The sequence below is a fragment of the Delftia sp. WSY_7 genome, from assembly GCF_043104845.1.
GTDB classification, from domain to species: Bacteria; Pseudomonadota; Gammaproteobacteria; order Burkholderiales; family Burkholderiaceae_C; genus Comamonas; species Comamonas tsuruhatensis.
Genome location: NZ_JBICLB010000005.1, coordinates 304,248 through 327,314, shown reverse-complemented (window position 1 = coordinate 327,314; position 23,067 = coordinate 304,248). Strand labels below are relative to the sequence as shown.

18 protein-coding genes are annotated in these 23,067 nt (G+C 66.1%); 12 read left to right on the top strand and 6 right to left on the bottom strand.

Translation table 11 applies throughout. From position 1 onward, the window contains the following. The first annotated feature begins 9 nt into the window (after positions 1-9). The 6 genes from ACF8ME_RS02830 (at position 10) to ACF8ME_RS02805 (ending at position 6,185) form a co-directional block, all read left to right on the top strand. Positions 10-1,539 carry a hypothetical protein gene (locus ACF8ME_RS02830; RefSeq protein WP_392415142.1) on the top strand — a complete coding sequence of 510 codons (1,530 nt, stop codon included), beginning with the start codon at positions 10-12 and terminating at the stop codon, positions 1,537-1,539. Then, on the top strand, positions 1,488-2,057 hold the full coding sequence (locus tag ACF8ME_RS02825) for a shikimate kinase (RefSeq protein ID WP_392415140.1): 570 nt from the start codon (positions 1,488-1,490) through the stop codon (positions 2,055-2,057). The genes ACF8ME_RS02830 and ACF8ME_RS02825 overlap by 52 nt, the downstream gene beginning before the upstream one ends. 129 nt (positions 2,058-2,186) lie before the next feature. After that, positions 2,187-3,305 (top strand): 3-dehydroquinate synthase, encoded by a 1,119-nt coding sequence (gene aroB, locus ACF8ME_RS02820; RefSeq protein ID WP_047473592.1) that lies wholly within the window; start codon positions 2,187-2,189, stop codon positions 3,303-3,305. Positions 3,306-3,369: 64 nt separating this feature from the next. Further along, entirely contained in the window at positions 3,370-4,548 is a 1,179-nt protein-coding gene (locus ACF8ME_RS02815; protein ID WP_392415138.1) for a deoxyguanosinetriphosphate triphosphohydrolase, read from the top strand. Between the two features lie 138 nt (positions 4,549-4,686). Next, positions 4,687-5,307: a DUF1415 domain-containing protein gene (locus ACF8ME_RS02810; protein ID WP_016445546.1), complete on the top strand. Its 621-nt coding sequence runs from the start codon at positions 4,687-4,689 to the stop codon at positions 5,305-5,307. Further along, on the top strand, positions 5,304-6,185 hold the full coding sequence (locus ACF8ME_RS02805) for a class I SAM-dependent methyltransferase (RefSeq protein ID WP_392415137.1): 882 nt from the start codon (positions 5,304-5,306) through the stop codon (positions 6,183-6,185). Before ACF8ME_RS02810 ends, ACF8ME_RS02805 begins: the two co-directional genes overlap by 4 nt. Before the next feature lie 19 nt (positions 6,186-6,204). Here the strand turns inward: ACF8ME_RS02805 and ACF8ME_RS02800 are convergent, their stop codons facing one another. Then, the gene (locus ACF8ME_RS02800; RefSeq protein WP_047326518.1) at positions 6,205-7,302 is read right to left on the bottom strand and encodes an MBL fold metallo-hydrolase; all 1,098 of its coding nucleotides are present in this window, start codon (positions 7,300-7,302) and stop codon (positions 6,205-6,207) included. Between the two features lie 194 nt (positions 7,303-7,496). On the opposite strand from ACF8ME_RS02800, the gene ACF8ME_RS02795 reads away from it, so the two are divergent. The 3 genes from ACF8ME_RS02795 (at position 7,497) to ACF8ME_RS02785 (ending at position 11,511) form a co-directional block, all read left to right on the top strand. Beyond that, the gene (locus ACF8ME_RS02795; protein ID WP_312840270.1) at positions 7,497-8,912 is read left to right on the top strand and encodes an alkaline phosphatase; all 1,416 of its coding nucleotides are present in this window, start codon (positions 7,497-7,499) and stop codon (positions 8,910-8,912) included. 191 nt (positions 8,913-9,103) lie between these two features. Further along, positions 9,104-10,621, top strand: a complete 1,518-nt coding sequence (locus ACF8ME_RS02790; RefSeq protein ID WP_047326519.1) for an alkaline phosphatase — start codon at positions 9,104-9,106, stop codon at positions 10,619-10,621. Between the two features lie 95 nt (positions 10,622-10,716). Beyond that, complete coding sequence (locus ACF8ME_RS02785; RefSeq protein ID WP_212644831.1) at positions 10,717-11,511, top strand: hypothetical protein; 795 nt, start codon at positions 10,717-10,719, stop codon at positions 11,509-11,511. 189 nt (positions 11,512-11,700) lie between these two features. On the opposite strand, the gene ACF8ME_RS02780 is transcribed toward ACF8ME_RS02785, so the two are convergent. From ACF8ME_RS02780 to ACF8ME_RS02760, 5 genes are all read right to left on the bottom strand, one after another. Next, positions 11,701-12,708 (bottom strand): tripartite tricarboxylate transporter substrate binding protein, encoded by a 1,008-nt coding sequence (locus ACF8ME_RS02780; RefSeq protein ID WP_017407531.1) that lies wholly within the window; start codon positions 12,706-12,708, stop codon positions 11,701-11,703. Positions 12,709-12,872: 164 nt separating this feature from the next. After that, positions 12,873-13,613 (bottom strand): SDR family NAD(P)-dependent oxidoreductase, encoded by a 741-nt coding sequence (locus ACF8ME_RS02775; protein ID WP_016450985.1) that lies wholly within the window; start codon positions 13,611-13,613, stop codon positions 12,873-12,875. A gap of 7 nt (positions 13,614-13,620) precedes the next feature. Next, positions 13,621-14,832 (bottom strand): 3-oxoadipyl-CoA thiolase, encoded by a 1,212-nt coding sequence (pcaF, locus tag ACF8ME_RS02770; protein WP_392415133.1) that lies wholly within the window; start codon positions 14,830-14,832, stop codon positions 13,621-13,623. A gap of 72 nt (positions 14,833-14,904) precedes the next feature. After that, complete coding sequence (locus ACF8ME_RS02765) at positions 14,905-15,564, bottom strand: 3-oxoacid CoA-transferase subunit B (protein WP_026062883.1); 660 nt, start codon at positions 15,562-15,564, stop codon at positions 14,905-14,907. Between the two features lie 26 nt (positions 15,565-15,590). Then, positions 15,591-16,292, bottom strand: a complete 702-nt coding sequence (locus ACF8ME_RS02760; protein WP_012207359.1) for a 3-oxoacid CoA-transferase subunit A — start codon at positions 16,290-16,292, stop codon at positions 15,591-15,593. An 86-nt stretch (positions 16,293-16,378) separates the two neighbouring features. On the opposite strand from ACF8ME_RS02760, the gene ACF8ME_RS02755 reads away from it, so the two are divergent. The 3 genes from ACF8ME_RS02755 to ACF8ME_RS02745 all read left to right on the top strand — a co-directional run bounded on the left by ACF8ME_RS02755 (position 16,379) and on the right by ACF8ME_RS02745 (position 22,938). After that, positions 16,379-17,218 carry an IclR family transcriptional regulator C-terminal domain-containing protein gene (locus tag ACF8ME_RS02755; RefSeq protein ID WP_046239363.1) on the top strand — a complete coding sequence of 280 codons (840 nt, stop codon included), beginning with the start codon at positions 16,379-16,381 and terminating at the stop codon, positions 17,216-17,218. Positions 17,219-17,308: 90 nt separating this feature from the next. Then, positions 17,309-18,019, top strand: coding sequence for a transposase (locus ACF8ME_RS02750; protein WP_016445555.1), 711 nt, complete (start codon positions 17,309-17,311; stop codon positions 18,017-18,019). A gap of 188 nt (positions 18,020-18,207) precedes the next feature. Then, positions 18,208-22,938: a glutamate synthase-related protein gene (locus ACF8ME_RS02745; protein ID WP_061287363.1), complete on the top strand. Its 4,731-nt coding sequence runs from the start codon at positions 18,208-18,210 to the stop codon at positions 22,936-22,938. Positions 22,939-23,067 lie beyond the last annotated feature (129 nt).

The following is a 23,067-nucleotide window of genomic DNA, read 5'->3' as shown; positions in this document are numbered from 1 at the left end:
AGATTTCTGATGAAAAAGTTGTGGCTGGCCGCTTTGACGGCCTTTACGCTGGTCGCATGTGGCGGCGGAGGGGGAAATCCGGGCACCGGTGGTGGCACGGGAGGAGGAACCGAGACTCCGGCAGGAACCATGACGATTCAGGTGATCACTGGCGCGTCCTCCAGCGCGCAGGGTGTCATTTCGATCACCGCGTCCGAGAGCACCGCCAGGGCGCGTGCGACCCTGCTGGATGCCAAAGGTGCTGCAGTTGCCAATGAAATTGTTACGTTTTCGGAAGATGGTGGGAGTCTGCTGAAATTCAGTCCTGAATCCAGGACTGCCCTGACGGACAGCAAGGGTGTGGCTGAAGTGGAAATTTCAGCGGCCACCGCAACCTCGATTGGTGCGACCCGCGTCAAAGCCTCTGCCACAATTGCAACCAAGGAAGTTTCTGGCGGTCAGAATCTGGCCATTACGAGCGCACCTCCCACAGGTGATCCTCAGGCCCTGGTCCAGGCCATCAATTTTCTGGACGTGGTCCCGTCTGACAAATCCATTGTTATCAAAGGATCGGGTGGCAATGGGCGCTCTGAGACCGCCATCCTTCGTTTCAAGGTGGTGGATTCCAGCGGCAGCCCGATCAAAGACGTAGTTGTGGATTTCGTGGAAGCCACAGGAGGTGTCCAGGTCAATATTGCCCAGGCTCGCTCGAACAATGATGGCATTGTGACCACGTCGGTATCGTCCAAAAGCGCACCCACTTCCGTTGTCGTGAGGGCAACGGTGAATGGTCGGAACGTGACGTCGCAGTCAGATCTTTTGACCGTGACCACCGGTATTTCCACGCAGCGCGGCTTCGATCTTTCTGCCTCCAAGTTCAACCTGGACCTGGATCTTTCCGGTGATACATCCACACTGCGTATTGGCATCGTGGACAGTAACGGTAATCCGGTATCCGATGGTGTACCTGTGGTCGCAACAGTGGACTTCGGCCGCGTTGGTTCCTCCAATCGTGGTGGCTGCCAGACAGTCAACGGACTGTGCACGGTGGACTACCAGGTGCAGAATCCGCGTCCTGCCGACGGTCAACTGATCAACGTGGCCATTTCGACTGTGCTGGGCACGGGCCAAGTCATCAGCGACAGCCTGTTCCTGAAGGCTACTTCGGTGGGTTGGCTGAGCCTGTACCAAAGCGGTGCGTTGGTCAATAAATTGACGGTGAGCAAGTTGGATGCCACTTGTAATGCCATCTGGACGGGTGAACTAGGAACTCCTAGGGGCTTCCCTGCGCCGGCCGGGACGACCATCGAGGCCAAATCCCTGGACACCAATGTGACGGTGTCCGTGTTCAACGGATCCCCGGTGCTTGATCGTGTCTCCGGCCGCAGCGGAGTTGCTTTCCAGGTGACTTCGAAGCCTGGTGCTCCTGCAGGCTCGACTCAGGTGCAGTTCACCTTCAAATCCAATAATAATGTGAGCACCTTGACCCTGCCCGTGGACTATCCGGCATGCGCGACTGCCACCACTCCGACAGCCCCCACTACTCCGACAGCCCCTTAACGGGGCACAGGCCGATCGCTCTGATCGGCCTGCCCGGCTCCGGCAAATCGACCATAGGGCGCCAGTTGGCGCGCCTGTGGTCGATGCGTTTTGTGGATTCGGACCATGTGATCGAGCAGCGTCTGGGCTGCAGCATCCGGGAGTTTTTCGAGCGTGAGGGCGAGCAGGCTTTTCGCGACATGGAGTCGCAGGTCATTGATGAGCTGTCAGCCTCCACATCCAGCCTGCTGTTGTCCACGGGCGGCGGCGTGGTGCTGCGCGAGCAAAACCGCCGCCATCTTCATGAGCGCACCCAGGTCTTCTACCTGGATTGCACGCCAGAGGATATCGCCGCGCGGCTGCGCAACGATGTGACGCGGCCCTTGCTGCAGGTGGAGGATCCGGCGTTGCGCCTGCGCGAGTTGCTGCTGCAGCGCGAGCCCCTGTATCTGGAGACGGCGCACTTCGTGATCCAGACATCCGGCCTGTCTGTGGCGCAGGCCGCCCAGCGCATACGCATGCAGGCGGAGCTGGCCTGAACGCTGCCTGCTGGAACACCAAAGGCCTCGGCACTTGCCGAGGCCTTTTTCTTTAAGATCGGCGGTTGCCGGGCGCGCTGCCGTGTCGCGGAAACCTTTTCATTCTTTCTCCCCTGGAGCGACATCATCTTGCCCCACGCCTCCTCCTCGCCTGCTGCCCAGGTCGTGACCATTGACCTGGGTGAGCGCTCCTATCCGATTGCCATCGGCACCGGCCTGCTGGACCAGGCAGCCACCTATGCCGCGCTGCCTTCTGCGGCACAGGCCGTCATCGTCAGCAACGATGTGGTCGCACCGCTCTATGAGCCCGCACTGCGCCGCGTGCTGGAGCAGCGCTACCGCAGCGTGCGGACCGTGGTGCTGCCCGATGGCGAGGCCCACAAGGACTGGCAGACGCTGAATCTGATCTTCGATGACCTGCTGTCCGGTGGTTGCGACCGCAAGACCGTGCTGTTCGCGCTGGGCGGCGGCGTCATCGGCGACATGACGGGCTTTGCTGCCGCCAGCTACATGCGCGGCGTGCCCTTCGTGCAAGTGCCCACCACGCTGTTGTCGCAGGTGGACTCGTCGGTGGGCGGCAAGACCGCCATCAACCATCCGCTGGGCAAGAACATGATCGGCGCCTTCTACCAGCCGCAGCTGGTGGTTTGCGATCTGGCCTCGCTGGACACGCTGCCCGTGCGCGAGCTGAGCGCCGGCCTGGCCGAGGTCATCAAGTACGGGCCCATCGCCGACATGGACTTCCTGGCCTGGCTGGAGGAGAACATGGATGCCTTGCTTGCCCGCGACCGCACTGCACTGGCGCACGCGATCAAGCGCAGCGTGGAGATCAAGGCCTGGGTGGTGGGGCAGGACGAGAAAGAGGCCGGATTGCGCGCCATTCTCAATTTCGGCCACACCTTCGGGCATGCGATCGAAGCCGGCATGGGCTACGGCAACTGGCTGCACGGCGAAGGCGTGGGCGCCGGCATGGTCATGGCGGCCGAGCTGTCGCAGCGCCTTGGCCTGGTGGATGCCGCCTTTGTGCAAAGGCTGCGCGTGCTGATCGAACGTGCGGGCCTGCCGGTGCGCGGCGCCGTGCTGGATGAGCGTGACAACGCTGGCCGCTATCTGGAACTGATGCGCGTGGACAAGAAGTCCGAGGCGGGCGAGATCCGCTTCGTTCTCATTGACGGGCCGGGAAAGGCCGTCATGCGCTCGGCGCCCGATGCCTTGGTGCGCGAAGTCATAGACGCCTGCTGCGCCTGACGCGCGGCGCTGTGGGCAAGCCGGAACTGCTAGAGTGCCCTTGTCAGCATGATGAGGCGATCGAATGCAGAAACAGGCCCTGGCCCCCTATGCCTGCAACCCGGCGTTCAGCCGGGGGCGGCGTTTCCCGGAGGCGCCTGCGCCCACGCGCAGCGACTTCCAGCGCGACCGGGACCGCATCGTCCATTCCTCGGCCTTCCGGCGCCTGGTCTACAAGACCCAGGTCTTCGTCAACCATGAGGGCGACCTGTTCCGCACCCGCCTGACGCACTCGCTGGAAGTGGCCCAGCTGGGCCGCTCGGTGGCCCGGTCCCTGCAGCTCGACGAGGATCTGGTCGAAGCCATCTGCCTGGCCCACGACCTGGGCCACACCCCCTTCGGCCATGCGGGCCAGGATACGCTCAATGCCTGCATGCAGCCGCATGGCGGCTTCGAGCACAACCTGCAAAGCCTGCGCGTGGTGGACCGGCTGGAAGAGCGCTATCCAGCCTTTGACGGCCTGAACCTGAGCTTCGAGACGCGCGAGGGCGTTCTCAAGCATTGCTCGCGCACCAATGCCGAGCACCTGGAGGCGCGCGAGCCCGGCGGGGTAGCGCAGCGTTTTCTGCTGGGCCGGCAGCCTTCGCTGGAGGCCCAACTGTGCAACTTGGCCGATGCCATTGCCTACAACGCCCATGACGTGGACGATGGCGTGCGCTCCGGCCTGATCACCATGCCCCAGCTGTGCGAGGCTGTTCCCCTGTTCGCGCGCTATCACGACGCAACACTGGCCGAGCATCCTCAACTGGGCATGCCCCTGGCCGAGCGGCGCCTGCTGTACGAAAGCATCCGCCGCATGCTCAGCGATCAGGTCTATGACGTGATCGCCGCCACGCAGCAGCGCATTGCGCAGGCGCGGCCCTGTTCGGTGGACGAGGTGCGCGCCCAGCCTGGCCCTCTGGTGGGCTTCAGCGATACCATGAGGCAGCAGTCGCAGCAGCTCAAGCAGTTCCTGTTCCGCAATCTCTACCGCCATGAGCAGGTGGTGAAGACCATGGAAGGCGCGCAGCAGGTGGTGGCCGAGCTGTTTGCGGCCTACATGGTCGAGCCCGACCGCATGAAGCCGCGCTTCGTGCAGCGGGCCATGCTGGCCGAGGACGTATCGGCGCGTGCGCGGGTGGTGGCCGACTTCATCGCCGGGATGACGGACCGCTACGCGGCCCGCGAGCATGAGCTGCTGACAGGCCTGCGCCTGCTGGGCTGAGAAATCCGAGCAACGGCGTCGCCGGGGCGGCGCGGCTAGAATGCGGACCCTGCGTGACAGGGCAGGGAAGGGTTCCTGGACGGTTTCGCAATGTCTGGGGGCGCAGTGCCCCCGTTCGCATTTTTGAAGGGCACAGCCATGACCGATACCAACCACGAGATTCGCGCGGCCGAGTTTCCGCCTGTCACCGTGATCGAGGATACGGTGCACTGGCTCGAAAAGGCCGTGATCGGCCTGAACCTGTGCCCCTTCGCCAAGGGCGTGCACATCAAGGGCCAGATCCACTACACGGTCAGCCAGGCCACCGACGCCGAAGGCGTGGCGGCAGACCTGCACCGCGAGCTGGAAGCCCTGGCCGAGGCCTCCCCGGACAAGCGCGACACCACGCTGCTGATCCTGCCGCACGCATTGCAGGACTTCCTGGACTTCAACGACTTTCTCGAAGTGGCCGACGCCATGGTCGAGGAGCTGGACCTGGGCGGCATCCTGCAGGTGGCCTCGTTCCACCCGCAGTTCCAGTTCGAGGGCACCGAAGCCGACGACGTCACCAACTGCACCAACCGCTCTCCCTATCCCACGCTGCACCTGCTGCGCGAGGACAGCATAGACAAGGCGGTCGAGGTGTTCCCCGAAGCCGAATCCATCTACGAGCGCAACATGGAGACGCTGGAGAAGATCGGCATCGAAGGCTGGCTGGACCTGGGTGTGGGCGCGCGCTGCCCTATGGCGCACGCAGCCAAGCCGGGCGCTGCCGAATGAAGGCGCGCCAGGGCAAGCCTGCCGCAAAGCCCGAGCAGGATGTGACCGCGCAGCTGGGCCTCAAGCCCGGCCAGTCCATTGAACTGCTCAAGGCACTGCACATCCTCACGCGCGAAGGCAAGATCAACCAGGATTCGCGCCGCAAGCTCAAGCAGGTCTACCACCTCTACCAGTTCATCGCGCCCATCCTCGAAGAACTGTCGGCCGACGGCCATGCGGTCACCCTGGCCGACCACGGCGCCGGCAAGTCCTACCTGGGATTCATCCTCTACGACCTGTATTTCAAGCCGCTGGGGCGCGGCCATATCTACGGCATAGAAACGCGCGCGCCGCTGGTGGAGGCTTCGCAGAATCTGGCTGCCGAGCTGGGCTTTGAGCGCATGGGCTTTCTGAACATGTCGGTGGCCGAGTCCACGCATGCCGACTTCATGCCTGCGCAATTCGACGTGGTCACGGCCCTGCACGCCTGCGACACCGCCACCGACGACGCCATCGCCTTCGGCCTGGAGAAGAAGGCCAAGGCCATGGTGCTGGTGCCCTGCTGCCAGGCCGAGGTCGCAGCCTGCCTGCGCCAGACCAAGGCGCTGAGCCTGACGCGCACGCCGCTGGCCGAACTGTGGCGCCATCCCATACACACCCGCGAAATGGGCAGCCAGCTCACCAACGTGCTGCGCTGCCTGTACCTGGAGGCCTGCGGCTACCAGGTCACCGTGACAGAGCTGGTGGGCTGGGAGCACAGCATGAAGAACGAGCTGATCATTGCGCGCTACACGGGGCAGAAAAAGCGCAGTGCGGTCGAGCGCATGCGCGCCATCCTGGCGGAGTTCGGCCTGCAGGATGCGATGGCACAGCGCTATCCGCTGCTGCAGGCAGCCTGAGCCGGCTGCCGCTGCAGTCTCAGGCCCCCGCCACGGCGCGGTACCAGGCGATGCCATCGGCATCGATGCTGCGCTTCACCTGCCCCGCATGCATCAAATGATTCAGGCAGGCCAGGCTTTCGCCCGTGGCCATGCCCAGCAGGGCGGGGCTGGATTCGCTGATCGGGCGTGAGAACAGGGCGCCGAAGACATCGACAGCGCGACGCGGCTCGGCCAGGGCGGCCAGCAGCCGGTCGCTGGCACGCTCCTGGCCTGCCACCAGCGAATCGATGCGCGCATGCAGGCCGCGAAAGCAATCGCCGTGCGCGGGCAGGACGAGCACATCGTCGGGCACTTCGCGCCTGACCTTTTCCAGAGACTCCATCCAGTCGGCCATGGGGTTGGCGTCGGGTTCCATGGGGTGGACCGAGACGTTGGACGAGATGCGCGGCAGCACCTGGTCGCCCGAGATCAGCAGCTTGAGATCGGGGCAGTACAGGCTGGCATGCTCGGGCGAGTGGCCGCTGCCGACCACCACGCGCCACAGGTGTTTTCCTATGCGCAGTTCCTCTCCATCGTGCAGGCGGCGGTAGCTGTCGGGCAGGGCATGGATGTGCTTGCCGAAGTTGCCGAAGCGGGCGCGGTAGGACTCCAGTGCGCTGTCGCTCCAGCCTGCGCGGCGGTAGAAGGCGATGGCGTCGGGCGGGGCCTCGCGGCTGCAGTCCGAGACAACGACGCGGCAGTTGAGGTACTCCAGGCGCGTCATGTACAGGGGCACATGGAACTTGCGCGTCAGCCATCCGGCCAGGCCCACATGGTCGGGGTGCATGTGGGTGACGAAGACGCGCGTCAGCGAGCGGCCATCGGTGGATTGGGAGAACAGCGCGCGCCAGGTGGCCACGCCTTCGTCGGTGCGCGCACCCGTATCGACGATGGCCCAGCCCTGGCCGTCATCGATGGCCCAGAGATTGATGTGGTCCAGCGCATAGGGCAGGGGCATGCGCAGCCAGAGCACGCCGGGCGCCACCTCCAGCGTCTGCCCGCGCTGCGGCGGCGCCTCGAACGGGTAGTCGAGCACCGGCCTGGGCGGCGCTTCCGGGGCCTGCGAGGCGTTCGGGTCTTGGGCTGTCTGGTTCATGGGGTTCCTTGTTCCGTCGCTGGTTTGGCCGCAATGCTATCCGGCCCTCAGCGCCTTGCCTGCAACGATACGCCTGCCGGCCTGGGCTGACTGTCACTGGCTCGTCACGGGCTGTTCCTACAGTGCACAAATCAATCAACAGGGGGAGGGCGCGGCCTTGCCGCGGGGTCCCCTGCCTACAGAGGGATATCCGCATGAAACTGAAGATGTTGTGCAGCGCGCTGGCCGGTGCGTCGCTGCTGTTGAGCGCCTGTGGCGGCAGCGATGGATCGTCCGCTGCCACCCCGACCAAGAACGTGCTGTTCTTCCTGGGTGACGGCATGGGCATCACCACCATGACCGCCGCGCGCATCTACAGCGTGGGCGAAGACGGTGAGCTGACCATGGACAAGCTGCCCGAGACGGCCTTCGTCCACACCTTCTCGAACGACGCCCAGGTGACGGACAGCGCACCCTCGATGGCCGCCTACATGACCGGCGTGAAGATGAACAACGAAGTCATCTCCATGACGCCCGACACCAAGGCCACGGATGCCAGCGGCAAGGCCTATCACACCAACTACGACAGCACCTGCCCCAGCGGCAACGGCCAGGCCGTTCCCACGCTGCTCGAGCAGATGAAGTCCGCCGGCTACGGCACGGGCGTGGTCTCCACCGCGCGCATCACGCATGCCACGCCGGCAGCCACCTATTCGCACGTCTGCCACCGCGATGCGGAAAACACCATCGCCGCGGCCCTGGTGCCCGGCGGATCCGGCTACAACAGCAAGCTCGGCGACGGCGTGGACGTGATCCTGGGCGGTGGCTCGTACTACTTCACGCCCAAGGCCGACGGCGGCCGCCGCAACGACAGCCGCAACCTGATCGCCGAGTTCAAGACGCAAAAGTACAGCTACGCCGCCAACAAGAGCGAGTTCGACAAGCTGCCCGTGGACGGCAGCAAGATCGCCGGCCTGTTCACCAAGGACCACATGGCCTATGACCTGGACCGCGATGCGACCAAGGAACCGAGCCTGGCCGAGATGACGGGCAAGGCCATCGACGCGCTGTCGGCCAAGAAGAAGGGCTTCTTCCTGATGGTGGAAGGCGGCCGCATCGACCATGCACTGCACGCCACCAACGCGCGCCGCGCGCTGCAGGATACCGTGGCCTTCGACAACGCCATCCAGACCGCGCTGGACAAGATGGCCAAGCTCGATCCGGGCCTGAAGAACACGCTGATCGTCGTCACAGCCGACCATGACCACACGCTGCACCTGAACGGCTATGCCGCGCGCACCGGCAAGACCGAGGCCGGCAAGCCCGGCGTGCTGGGCCTGGTCAAGAACTACGTGGACGGCAAGGCCTCCACCGATGTGGATGGCAATCCCTACACCATCCTGGGCTTCGGCAACGGTCCCAAGCGCCTGGCCACGCGCGGCCCCATCGACGCGGCTTCGCTGGAGAGCCCCGACTACCTGCAGGAGGCCGTGGTGCCCCTGGCCTCCGAAACCCACGGCGGCGGCGACGTGTTCCTGGGGGCTCAAGGCATGGGTGCCGATACGTTCTCGGGCGTGATCGACAACACGGCCGTGTTCAACCTGATCAAGAAGAGCATCGGCTTGCAATGAAACACCCCCTGAGCGACTGCGTCGCTTCCCCCTCTCTCGCTTCGCGGGAGGGGGACGACGCCCTCGCTGCGGGGCGGCCCTTGCTCGGCGTCCGCCGCCTGGGCCACGCCGGTTTCATGCGGTCCTAGCACGCTGTACGACCAGGGTCTTGTACCGCAATCAAGGCATTCAAAGTATTCAAGGAATTCCACATGCATCCGATCCTCCAAAAGACCTCCCTCGCCCTGGCGGCGGCCGGCGCGCTGGCGCTGCTGGCGCCTGCAGCCCATGCGGCTGGCGAGGCCAAGAACGTCATCTTCTTCCTCGGCGACGGCATGGGCCCGGTCACCGTGACCGCCGCGCGCATCTACAAGGGTGAAAAGCAGCTGGCCGAAAAGGCCGGCTCCCTGGCCAGTAGCGAACGCGCCACGCTGACCATGCAGTCCCTGCCCTACGCCAGCCGCATCAAGACCTTCTCGCGCGATGGCCAGACCACGGACAGCGCGCCCTCGATGGCGGCCTACATGACCGGCGTGAAGATGAACAACGAAGTCATCTCCATGTCGGCCGAGACCATGGCCTACGCGGCCAACGGCCAGCAGTACATCAACGGCGAGGACACCACCTGCCCGGCCGGCAACGGCCAGCCCGCGCAGACCCTGCTGGAGCTGTCCAAGGCCAAGGGTCGCGCCGTGGGCGCCATCTCCACCACGCGCGTGGGCCATGCCACGCCTGCGGCCACCTATGCCCATATCTGCAACCGCAATGGCTACAACAGCATTGCCGAGCAGTCCGTGCCCGGCCATGCCAACTACAACGCCAGGCTGGGCGACGGCATCGACGTGCTCATGGGTGGCGGCCAGCGCAACTACCTGCCCAAGTCGGTCAACCCCAGCAGCAAGCGCACGGACACGGCCAACCTCGTGGACATGATGAAGGCCAAGGGCTACGCCTATGTTGCCAAGGGCAGCGAGCTGGCGGCCCTGGACGCGACCAAGGCGCCCAAGCTGCTGGGCCTGTTCACGCAAAGCGAAATGGCCTACGAGCTGGACCGCGTCAAGCAAAGGCTGGACGAGCCCAGCCTGTCCGACATGACCGGCAAGGCGCTGGACGTGCTCAGCCGCAATGACAAGGGCTTCTTCCTGATGGTGGAAGGCGGCCGCATCGACCACGCACTGCACGGCACCAATGCCAAGCGCGCGCTGGAAGATACGCTGGCCTTCGACCGCGCCATCGAGACCGCCATGGCCTACATGGAAAAGAAGGATCCGGGCCTGAAGAACACGCTGATCGTCGTCACCGCCGATCACGACCACAACATGGTGTTCAACGGCTACTCCAGGATCGGCAACCCCATCCTGGGCAAGGTGCAGGACTACCAGAGCGGCCAGATGGCCAAGGCCCAGGACGGCAAGCCCTACACCACGCTGGCCTTCGGCAATGGCGGACGTCCCAACGCCACGGCCTCCAGCCAGGTCAATGCCGAAGATGGCAACAAGCCCTGGATCGCGCCCACGCGCGGCGCGGAGCGCCAGGACCTCAGCGGCGTGGACACCACGGACGACAACTACCTGCAGGAGGTGGGCCTGAACCTGGGCACGCCGGGCTCCGAGACCCATGGCGGCGGCGACGTGATGCTGTTCGCCGGCGGCGCGGGAGCCAAGATCTTCAAGGGCACGATGGACAACACCAAGGTGTTCTCCAAGGTCCGCGAAGCCGCTGGCCTGTAATTGTTTCTTCCTTCGTTGGCTGCTTGCCAACCCCTGGCCGGAGCCGTGGCGCATGCGTGTGCCCGGCCCCGGTTTTTTCGCATTGGCTGGATTCCATGACGCTCTCCCTTCCGGCGCCGCGCGCGGCGCGCCCCATCTACGCGGCCGTGCTGCTGGCCTGCTCCGTCTCCGCAGCATGGGCCGCCGAGCCGCCCAAGCCGGCACCCGCACCCACGGCCGCAGTCCCTGCGGATTCCGTGGCGCGCACCACGGCCGCCGTGCAGGCCACGCCTGAAGCCGACCTGCGCATCACCTATGAAGCCATGAGCGTGGGCAGCGACGGCGTGCAGCGCAGCAGCGTCTATACCAACCGCGTCTACCGCCGCAAGGCCCAGCTGTGGATAGAGCGCGAAATGCCCGCCGCCCTGCGCCAGAGCCAGGAGCACGGCCATGACCACGCCCACGGCCCGCACGCCGGCCACGCCCATGACGAAGCCCGCGCCGCACCCCTGTCCATACGCCGCGCCGATGACGGCAAGGTGGGCGTGGAAGTCATCCTGGCCAAGCTGCGCCGTGTCATCAGCGTGGACCTGGCCCACCACGGCAACGTGGGCTACGGCGGCTCCTTCGACAACGTCTACTGGATCGTGCCTCCCACCGCGCTGCAGGGCATGGAGCGCGTGGGCAAGCCGCACAACGGCGTGCAGCGCTACCGCGGCAAGGCAGGCGAGCAGACCACTGTCATCGATTGGGACGTGGCCAACCAGTTCGCCCGCCGCGTGGAGCGCAGCGACTCCCACGGCACCGAGCGCATCGTCGTCACCGCCACCAAGCTGCCCGCACCGCTGGCCCAGCCCTGGAAGGCCATCGAAGGCTACGACAAGGGTGACTACTCCGATCTGCTGGATTGAGCACCTGACACCCCAATGCAAAGAGCTGCCCGGAGGCAGCTCTTTTTTATTCCCCATTTCAATGCTCAAACGCATGGCGCTGGAAACCGGCGCAGCCTGACACCAGGGGCGCCGAGCAAGAGCCGCCTCGCGGCGATGGCGCCGTCCCCCTTCAGGGGGAAGCCGCGCAGCGGCTCAGGGGGAGGCCAGTTACACCTGTGCTCCAGAGTCTTTTACGACCTTGCTCCACTTCGTCGATTCGGCCTTGATGTAGGCGAGGAATTCGGCCGGCGTGTCGATCACGACGTCACCGCCCTGGTCGTTGATCTTCTTGACCACGGCCGGATCCTTGAGCACCTTGGCAATGGCCGTGTACAGGCGCTGCTGCACGGCGGCGGGCGTCTTGGCCTGGGTCCACAGGCCGAACCAGGAGGTGGCCTCGTAGCCTGGCACGCCGGCTTCGGCCACGGTGGGCACATCGGGCAGTTCCGGCGAGCGCTTGGCCGTGGTCACGGCGATGGGACGCAGCTTGCCCGAGCGCACATGCTGGATGGCCGAGGGCATGTTGTCGAACATGATGGCGATCTGGTTGCCCAGCAGGTCGGTGATGGCCGGGGCGCTGCCCTTGTAGGGCACGTGCACCATGTCCAGGCCCGTCATGGAGCGGAACAGCTCGCCCGACAGGTGGATGGAGCTGCCGCTGCCCGAGGAGCCGTAGTTCAGCTTGCCGGGGTTGGCACGCGCATAGGCGATCATTTCCTTGACGGTCTTGAACGGCTGGCTGGGGTGGGCTACCAGCAGGTTGGGCACGTTGGCCACGCGCGTCAGGGGCGAGAAGTCCTTGATGGGGTCGAAGCCGGGCTTGGCGTAGAGCGCGGCATTGATGGCATGCGTGCCCACGGTGCCCATGAACAGCGTGTAGCCGTCGGCCGGCGCACGTGCGGCGGCCACGGCGCCGATGTTGCCGCCCGCGCCGGGCTTGTTGTCCACGATCACGGTCTGGCCCAGCTCCTGCTGCAGCGCCTGGGCGACGATGCGCGCCAGGATGTCGGTGGTGCCGCCAGCGGCGAAGGGCACGAGGATGGTGATGGGCTTGCTGGGGAAGCCGTCCTGGGCCAGGGCGGCGGTGCCGGACAGGGCGCCGAGCGCGGTCAGGGATGCGGCTGCCAGCGCCTGCAGGCCACGGCGGCGGGTGAAACGGGTGGTTTGATCAAACATCGAGAGGTCTCCTGATTCGGCAATAAGGTGGATGGCCGGACCCGGCAACGCCGGGCTGGGCCAGGGCAATGCCCTGTGTGGCGCACGCCTGTGTAGGCGGGCGCTTCCAGTGGTTCTTCTTGAAGGGGGTTGTGCCTGGGAAGGCGTTCGGCTAAACGGGTCGGTCAGACGGGCGCCACGCCCAGCGTGGTGCCGCCGCAGATGTAGAGCACCTGGCCGGTGACGAAGCCGTTGTCGGGCGACAGGAAGAACAGCGCGGCGCGCGCCACGTCTTCCGGTGTGCCCATGCGGCCCACGGCAATGCTGTTGAGGATGCGCTGGGTCTGCGGCGCGCCTTCGGGGTTGCTCTTGGTGAACAGCTCGGTGGCGATGGGGCCGGGGCCCAGGGCATTGACCGTGATGCGGTCGCGGCCCAGCTCCATCGCCAGGGTGCGCGTCAGGCCGATCAGGCCGGCCTTGGTCGCCGAGTAGACGATGCGGTCGGGCTTGCCCAGCGCGGCGCGCGAGGACATGTTCACGATGCGGCCCTCGCCGCAGGCACGCAGCGTGGGCAGGAAGGCCTGCACCAGCAGCATGGGCGCGCGCAGGTGCAGTCCCACCACGTCGTCGAGATGCTGGGTGCTGGCGTTGTCGATGGTGCCGGGGCGCGTGGCGCCCGCGTTGTTGACCAGGGCCACCACGTTGTGCGCGGCGGCAATGCGGGCCGCCGCCTCGGCGGTGGCCTGCTCGCTGGTCAGGTCGGCTTGGTAGCTCACCAGCAGCGGATGGCTCCAGTCGGGCAGCACGTAGTCGAGATTGACCACGGCGCGGCCCTGGGCCAGCAGGGCCTCGGCGATGGCGCGGCCGATGCCGTTGCTGGCGCCGCTGACCACGGTGACGGGTGTCTTGTTGTCCACGGTGCTCATCGCAGTCTCAGACCTTTTCCAGGATCACGGCAATGCCCTGGCCCACGCCGATGCACATGGTGCACAGCGCGTAGCGGCCGCCCAGCGTGTGCAGCTGGTTCACGGCGGTGGTGGCCAGGCGCGCGCCCGAGGCACCCAGCGGATGGCCCAGCGCAATGGCGCCGCCCCATTGGTTGACGCGGCGGTCGTCGTCGGCAATGCCCAGATCGCGCAGCACGGCCAGGCCCTGCGCGGCGAAGGCTTCGTTCAGCTCGATCACGTCCATCTGCTCCAGCGTCAGGCCGGTCAGGGCCAGCACCTTGCGCACGGCAGGCGCGGGGCCGAAGCCCATGATGCGCGGCGCCACGCCGGCCACGGCCATGCCGACCACGCGGGCGCGCGGCACCAGGTTGTATTGCCTGGCGGCTTCCTCGTTGGCCAGCAGCAGGGCGCAGGCGCCGTCGTTCACGCCGCTGGCATTGCCGGCCGTCACCGTGCCATCCGGGCGCACCACGCCCTTGAGCTTGGCCAGCGCCTCGATGGTGGTGGTGCGCGGATGCTCGTCCTGGCTCACCACGATGGCGTCGCCCTTTTTCTGGGCAATGGACACGGACACGATTTCCTTGGCCAGGTAGCCGGCCGCGATGGCGGCGGCGGCCTTTTGCTGGCTGGCCAGGGCCATGCGGTCCTGGGCTTCGCGCTCGATCTTGAAGTCGTCGGCCACGTTCTCGGCCGTCTCGGGCATGGAGTCCACGCCGTACTGCTGCTTCATCAGCTTGTTGACGAAGCGCCAGCCGATGGTGGTGTCGTACACGGCGTTGCTGCGGCTGAAGGCGCTTTCTGCCTTGGGCATGACGAAGGGCGCACGGCTCATGCTTTCCACGCCGCCCGCGATCATCAGGCGGGCCTCGCCCGCCTTGATGGCGCGCGCGGCCGTGCCCACGGCGTCCAGGCCCGAACCGCACAGGCGGTTGATGGTGGCGCCCGGCACATCGATGGGCAGGCCGGCCAGCAGGGCGGACATGCGCGCCACGTTGCGGTTGTCTTCGCCGGCCTGGTTGGCGCAGCCGTAGAGCACGTCGGCCACGGCCGTCCAGTCCACGCCGGGGTTGCGCTCCATCAGCGCCTTGATCGGCACGGCGCCGAGGTCATCGGCACGCACCGGGGACAGGGCGCCGCCGTAGCGGCCGAAGGGGGTGCGGATGGCGTCGCAGATGAAGGCCTGGTTGGACTGGCTCATGGTGTCTCCTGGAAAAAGAATGAAGAGGTGCCGGGGTGCGCCGCAGCGCACCCACTGGGGGGAGCTGAGGGATCAGGCCGTGGCCGTCGCGTCCTTGATGGGCAGGCCCACGATGGACTGCAGCTCGGCGTGCGAGAGGCCGGGCACGGTGTCTATCAGGCGCAGGCCCTCGGGCGTACATTCCAGCGTGCACAGGTCGGTGTAGATGCGCTTGACGCAGGACAGGCCCGTGAGCGGGTAGCTGCAGGCCTCGACGACCTTGCATTCGCCGGTCTTGGTCAGCAGGTCCATCATCACCCAGGTCTGGCGTGCACCCACGGCCAGGTCCATGGCGCCGCCCACGGCGGGAATGGCTCCGGCCTCGCCCGTGCTCCAGTTGGCCAGGTCGCCCGTGGCCGAGACCTGGAAGGCGCCCAGCACGCAAATGTCCAGGTGGCCGCCGCGCATCATGGCGAAGCTGTCGGCATGGTGGAAGTAGCAGCCGCCCGGCAGCAGGGTGACGGGCTGCTTGCCGGCATTGGTCAGGTCATAGTCCTCCTGGCCTTCGGCGGGCGCCGGGCCCATGCCCAGGATGCCGTTCTCGCTTTGCAGGATGACCTCGCGGCCGGCCGGGATGTGGTTGGCCACCTGGGTGGGCATGCCGATGCCCAGGTTGACGTAGGCGCCGTCGAAGATGTCTTCGGCCACGCGCCGGGCCAGCTCTTGCTTGCTGCGTTTCTGGTAGCTGCTCATGCTCTTGCTTTCGGCGGTTGGGGCGCTCATGCGGTTTTCTTGAAGCCGCCGGCCTGGGTGGCCACGCGGTCGATCTTCACGATCTGGCTCACGTAGATGCCGGGCGTGACCACGGCCTCGGGGTCCAGCGCGCCCAGCTCCACGATCTCGTGCACGGTGGCGATCGTGTGCTTGGCCGCCGTGGCCATCACGGGCCCGAAGTTGCGGGCCGACATGCGGTAGGTGAGGTTGCCCCAGCGGTCGCCCTTCTCGGCCTTGACCAGCGCCACGTCGCCGTGGATGGGATGCTCCAGCACATAGTGCTTGCCGTTGATCTCGCGCGTTTCCTTGCCGTTGGCCAGCTCCGTGCCATAGGCCGTGGGGCAGAAGAAGCCGCCGATGCCGGCGCCGGCGGCGCGCAGGCGCTCGGCCAGGTTGCCCTGGGGCACGAGTTCCAGCTCGATCTTGCCGCTGCGGTACAGGTCGTCGAACACCCAGCTGTCCACCTGGCGGGGGAAGCTGCAGATGATCTTGCGCACCTGGCCGCTCTTGAGCAGCGCGGCCAGGCCCTGGTCGCCGTTGCCCGCGTTGTTGTTGACCACGGTCAGCTCGCGTGCGCCCTGGGCGATCAGGCCGTCGATGAGTTCGGTGGGATTGCCCGAGGTGCCAAAGCCCCCGATCAGCACGGTGGAGCCGTCCTGGACGCCCGACAACGCCTCGGCGATGGTGTCGGTGATTTTGTTGATCACTTGCTTGTCTCCGGTATGCAGGCCGCTGGCGCTGCGCTAAAATGTTCGTATGTAGAACAAAAGTTCGCAGAAAGAATTATAGGGCCATGGAAAAAAAAGCCGCTTCCGTAATTTCCACAGGTGGGGTTGAAGAAGAGGGCGGTACGCCGCGCCCCGGCGACAGCTATGTGCAGTCCTTTGCGCGCGGCCTGGGCGTGATCCGCTCGTTCAGCGCCGAGGCGCCCGCGCAGACGCTCAGCGAGGTGGCGGCGCGCACGGGGCTCACGCGCGCCGGGGCCCGGCGCATCCTGCTGACGCTGCAGACGCTGGGCTATGTGAAGAGCGACGGCAAGCTGTTCCAGCTCACGCCGCGCATCATGGAACTGGGCTTTGCCTACCTCAGCTCCACCCCGGTCTGGAACCTGGCCGAGCCCGTGATGGAAAACCTGGTCGACGAGGTCAAGGAGTCCTGCTCGGCCGCCGTGCTCGATGGTGGCGACATCGTCTATGTGCTGCGCGTGCATACCCACAAGATCATGAGCACCAACCTCAGCGTGGGCTCGCGCCTGCCGGCCTGCTGGACCTCGATGGGGCGCGTGCTGCTGGCCGGCGAGAGCGATGAATCCCTGCAGGCCCTGCTGGATGCGCGCGAGCGCCGCCAGTTCACGGCGCTGACCGAGCAGGACGACGAGCGCCTGCGCCAGCGCATTCTGGAGGTGCGCGCCCAGGGCTGGGCCCTGGTGGACCAGGAACTGGCCGAAGGCCTGATCTCCATCGCGGCGCCCGTGAAGAACGCGGCAGGGCGCACCGTGGCCGCGCTCAACATCAGCGGCCAGGCCAACCGCAACAGCGCCGAGATGATGCGCGTGCAACTGCTGCCCCGGCTGCTGGCCGCCACGCAGCTGGTGAGCCAGCTGCTGAGGGCCTCGTCGCGTCTTTCCCTGTAAAACGGAGTGTGGCGCAGTGCGGCAGTGCGGGGCGGGGCGCTCCATAATTGCCGCTCCACGCCCTGCACCCGCTTGCCTGCACCCAGCACCATGGCCCGCCTGCCCAGACTCACCATTGCGGATCTGCCGCACCACATCATCCAGCTCGGCAACAACGGCGCGGACATCTTCATCGATGCCCAGGACCGGGAGACCATGCTGGGGCTGCTGCGCGAGATGGCGCGCAGCTGCGAGCTGGCCGTGCATGCCTACGTGCTCCTGCCCAGCCAGTTCCACCTGCTGGCCACGCCGCGCACCGACGATGGCCTGCCCAGGTTCATGCAGGCCGTGGGCCGGCGCTATGTGCGCTACTTCAACGACCGCCACGGCCGCAGCGGCACTCTGTGGGAAGGTCGCTATCGCGGCACGGTGCTGCAGCCCAGCTGGCTGCTGCCCACCATGGTCTTCATGGACGACAGCCCCGTGCGCGCCGGCCTGGTCCAGCGGCCAGCCGACTGGCCCTGGTCCAGCTACGCGCACAACGCCGGCCTGCGCAGCGACGCGCTGATCCAGCCGCATGCCGTGTTCTGGGAACTGGGCAACACCCCGTTTGCGCGCGACGCGGCGTATGTGTCGGCCGTGGAAGAGGGCGTCAGCAGCGACGACGGCGAACGCATCAGCCAGTCGGCGCTGCGGGGCTGGGCGCTGGGCGATGAGCAATTCATTGCCGATTTACAACAGCGCACCGAGCGCCGCGTGACCCGCCAGCGCGCCGGCCGTCCGCCAGGACGGACCAATGAGCGCACCACAACAGTGCGTTAGTACCCACTGATGGCCTGCAAGTGCTTGATTCCTCATCGCAGGCCTCTGTGAAATAAATATGTCCCTCATTAATTTCCGATTTTTTTGTTCTGGAATTAATTAGGATCTGACCCTTATATAAATTTATTGCATGAGGTGATGCCTTGCCTTAATCTTGCGTTCCCTGCGAAAAATTTGAGGATTCCGCCATGACGACGGCTGCCGAGATCAAGCATCTCCAAGACCACGGTCTGTACTCCAAGAGCAACGAGCACGACGCCTGCGGCCTCGGCTTTGTTGCGCATATCAAGGGCGTCAAGCGCCATGACATCGTCACCGGCGCGCTCAAGATCCTCGAAAACATCGACCATCGCGGTGCCGTGGGTGCCGACAAGCTCATGGGCGATGGCGCGGGCATTCTGATCCAGATTCCCGACCAGCTCTACCGCGAAGAGATGGCAAAGCAGGGCGTGGCCCTGCCGCCCGCGGGCGAGTACGGCGTGGGCATGATCTTCCTGCCCAAGGAACACGCCTCGCGCCTGGCCTGCGAGCAGGAGATGGAACGCGCCATCAAGGCCGAAGGCCAGGTCCTGCTGGGCTGGCGCGATGTGCCCGTGAACCGCGACATGCCCATGTCGCCCACGGTCCAGGAAAAGGAACCCATCCTGCGCCAGGTCTTCATCGGCCGCGGCGCCGACGTGATCGTGCAGGACGCGCTGGAGCGCAAGCTGTACGTGATCCGCAAGACGGCCAGCGCCGCCATCCAGAACCTCAAGCTCAAGCACAGCAAGGAATACTACGTTCCCAGCATGAGCAGCCGCACCGTGGTCTACAAGGGCCTGCTGCTGGCCGACCAGGTGGGCGTGTACTACAACGACCTGTCCGACGAGCGCTGCGTCTCGGCCATCGGCCTGGTGCACCAGCGCTTTTCGACCAACACCTTCCCCGAGTGGCCGCTGGCCCACCCCTACCGCTACGTGGCCCACAACGGTGAAATCAACACCGTGCGCGGCAACTACAACTGGATGCTGGCGCGCGAGGGCGTGATGGCCTCGCCCGTGCTGGCCGAGGACCTCAAGAAGCTCTATCCCATCAGCTTCGCTGGCCAGTCCGACACGGCAACGTTCGACAACTGCCTGGAACTGCTGACCATGGCCGGCTACCCCATCAGCCAGGCCGTGATGATGATGATTCCCGAGCCCTGGGAACAGCACGAGTCCATGGACGAGCGCCGCCGCGCCTTCTATGAATACCACGCCGCCATGATGGAGCCCTGGGACGGCCCGGCCTCCATCGTGTTCACCGACGGCCGCCAGATCGGCGCCACGCTGGACCGCAACGGCCTGCGCCCCTCGCGCTACGTGATCACCGATGACGACCTGGTCATCCTGGCGTCCGAAGCCGGCGTGCTGCCCGTGCCCGACAGCGCTATCGTGCGCAAGTGGCGCCTGCAGCCCGGCAAGATGCTGCTGATCGACCTGGAGCAGGGCCGCCTGATCGAGGACGACGAGCTCAAGGCCAACATCGTCAACACCAAGCCCTACAAGCAGTGGATCGAGAACCTGCGCATCAAGCTGGGCAGCGTGGGCGGTGACACCCATGCCGGCCCCGAGGCCGCCAGCCTGCCGCTGCTCGAGCGCCAGCAGGCCTTCGGCTTCACGCAGGAAGACATCAAGTTCCTGCTGGCCCCCATGGCCAAGAACGGCGAGGAAGGCATCGGCTCCATGGGCAACGACAGCCCGCTGGCCGTGCTGTCGGACAAGAACAAGCCGCTGTACAACTACTTCCGCCAGATGTTCGCGCAGGTGACCAACCCGCCGATCGACCCCATCCGCGAAGCCATCGTGATGTCGCTGGTGTCCTTCATCGGACCCAAGCCCAACCTGCTGGACATCAACCAGGTCAACCCGCCCATGCGCCTGGAAGTGCACCAGCCCGTGCTGGACTTCGCCGACATGGCCAAGCTGCGCGACATCGAACGCCACACGCAGGGCAAATTCAAGAGCGCAACGATCGACATCACCTACCCGCTGTCCTGGGGCAAGCAGGGCGTGGAAGCCAAGCTGGCATCGCTGTGCGCGCAGGCCGTGGACGCCATCAAGGGCGGCGCCAACATCCTGATCATCAGCGACCGCCATGTGAGCGCCACCCAGGTGGCCATCCCCGCGCTGCTGGCGCTGTCGGCCATCCACCAGCACCTGGTGCGCGAGGGCCTGCGCACCACGGCCGGCCTGGTCGTGGAGACGGGCACGGCGCGCGAAGTGCACCACTTCGCCGTGCTGGCAGGCTACGGCGCCGAGGCCGTGCACCCCTACCTGGCCATGGAAACCCTGGCCGACATGCACAAGGAGCTGGGCGGCGACCTGTCGGCCGACAAGGCCATCTACAACTACGTCAAGGCCATCGGCAAGGGCCTGTCCAAGATCATGTCCAAGATGGGCGTGTCCACCTACATGTCCTATTGCGGCGCCCAGCTGTTCGAGGTGATCGGCCTGAACAGCGACACCGTGGACAAGTACTTCACCGGCACGGCCAGCCGTGTCGAGGGCATCGGCGTGTTCGAGATCGCCGAGGAAACCATCCGCAACCACCGCGCGGCCTTCGGTGACGATCCCGTGCTGGAGACCATGCTGGACGCCGGTGGCGAATACGCCTGGCGCGCCCGTGGCGAAGAGCACATGTGGTCGCCCGACGCCATCGCCAAGCTGCAGCATTCCACGCGCTCCAACAACTGGAGCACGTACAAGGAATACGCCCAGCTGATCAACGACCAGAGCAAGCGCCACATGACGCTGCGCGGCCTGTTCGAGTTCAAGTTCGACCCGTCCAAGGCCATCCCGCTGGACCAGGTCGAGTCGGCCAAGGAGATCGTCAAGCGCTTTGCCACGGGCGCCATGTCGCTGGGCTCCATCAGCACCGAGGCCCATGCCACGCTGGCCGTGGCCATGAACCGCATCGGCGGCAAGAGCAACACCGGCGAAGGCGGGGAAGATCCCCAGCGCTACCGCAATGAGCTCAAGGGCATCCCGATCAGGAAGGGCGAGACCCTTGGCTCCATCATCGGCGCCGACAAGGTCGAGGCCGACATCGAGCTGCAGGACGGCGACTCGCTGCGCTCCAGGATCAAGCAAGTGGCATCGGGCCGCTTCGGCGTCACGGCCGAGTACCTGTCGTCCTCGGACCAGGTGCAGATCAAGATGGCCCAGGGCGCCAAGCCCGGCGAAGGCGGCCAGCTGCCCGGCGGCAAGGTGTCCGACTACATCGGCAAGCTGCGCCACTCCGTGCCCGGCGTCGGCCTGATCTCGCCCCCGCCCCACCACGACATCTACTCCATCGAGGATCTGGCCCAGCTGATCCACGACCTGAAGAACGTGGCGCCGCACGCCGACATCTCGGTCAAGCTCGTGTCCGAAGTGGGCGTGGGCACCATCGCGGCCGGCGTGGCCAAGTGCAAGAGCGACCACGTGGTCATCGCGGGCCATGACGGCGGCACGGGCGCATCGCCTTGGTCGTCCATCAAGCATGCGGGCTCGCCCTGGGAAATCGGCCTGGCCGAGACCCAGCAGACCCTGGTGCTCAACCGCCTGCGCGGCCGCATCCGCGTGCAGGCCGACGGCCAGATGAAGACCGGCCGCGACGTCGTCATCGGCGCGCTGCTGGGCGCCGACGAGTTCGGCTTCGCCACGGCGCCCCTGGTCGTCGAGGGCTGCATCATGATGCGCAAGTGCCACCTGAACACCTGCCCCGTGGGCGTGGCCACGCAGGACCCGGTGCTGCGCGCCAAGTTTTCGGGCAAGCCCGAGCATGTGGTGAACTACTTCTTCTTCATCGCCGAGGAAGTGCGCCAGATCATGGCCCAGCTCGGCGTGGCGAAGTTCGACGACCTGATCGGCCGCTCCGACCTGCTGGACACCCGCAAGGGCCTGCAGCACTGGAAGGCCCAGGGCCTGGACTTCTCGCGCCTGTTCGCCCAGCCCGAAGTGCCCGCAGACGTGGCGCGCTTCCATGTCGAAAAGCAGGATCACCTGCTGGACAAGGCGCTGGACGTGAAGCTCATCGAGCGCTGCAAGCCCGCCATCGAGAACGGCGAGCGCGTGCGCATCATGGAAGTGGCGCGCAACGTCAACCGCTCCGTGGGCGCCATGCTCTCCGGTGCCGTGACGCGCGTGCATCCCGAAGGCCTGCCCGATGACACCATCCGCATCCACTTCGAGGGAACCGGCGGCCAGTCCTTCGGCGCCTTCCTGTGCAACGGCATCACGCTGAACCTGCGCGGCGACGCCAACGACTACACGGGCAAGGGCCTGTCCGGCGGCCGCGTGGTGGTGCACGCCAGCCATGAGTTCCGTGGCGATACCACCAGCAACACCATCGTGGGCAACACCGTGATGTTCGGTGCCACCAGCGGCGAGGCCTTCTTCGGCGGCGTGGCCGGCGAGCGTTTCGCGGTCCGCCTGTCTGGCGCCACCGCCGTGGTCGAAGGCGTGGGCGACCACGGCTGCGAATACATGACCGGCGGCACCGTGGTGGTGCTGGGCAAGACCGGCCGCAACTTCGCCGCCGGCATGAGCGGCGGCGTGGCCTATGTCTACGACGAGGATGGCCGCTTCGCCGAGCGCTGCAACAAGGCGTCCGTCTCGCTGGACCAGGTGTTGCCCCACGACGAGCACCTGGCCCAGGTCTCGCCCGCCGTCTGGCACCGCCGCGAAACCGACGAGCGCCAGCTGCGCGCGCTGATCGAGGCGCACAGCCGCTGGACGGGCTCCAAGCGCGCCCGCGATCTGCTGGACAACTGGGCGGCAGCCCGCTCCAAGTTCGTCAAGGTCTTCCCCAGCGAGTACAAGCGTGCCCTGTCCGAGATGTACGAGCGCCAGGTGATGGAAGAGCCCGCCACGCCCGAGGTCGAGGAACACGCCAAGGAGGCGGTGGCCGCCAAATAAAGCAGGACTTGCGCAAACAGGATGAGACCCGGCGCCGTGCCTTTTGGCAGGCCGCCCGCCAGATTCCTTCTTGCGCAGGTCGACAAAGGAAGCGAAGGATGCGGGCAGCGGCCCGCATCCATCCCTGCA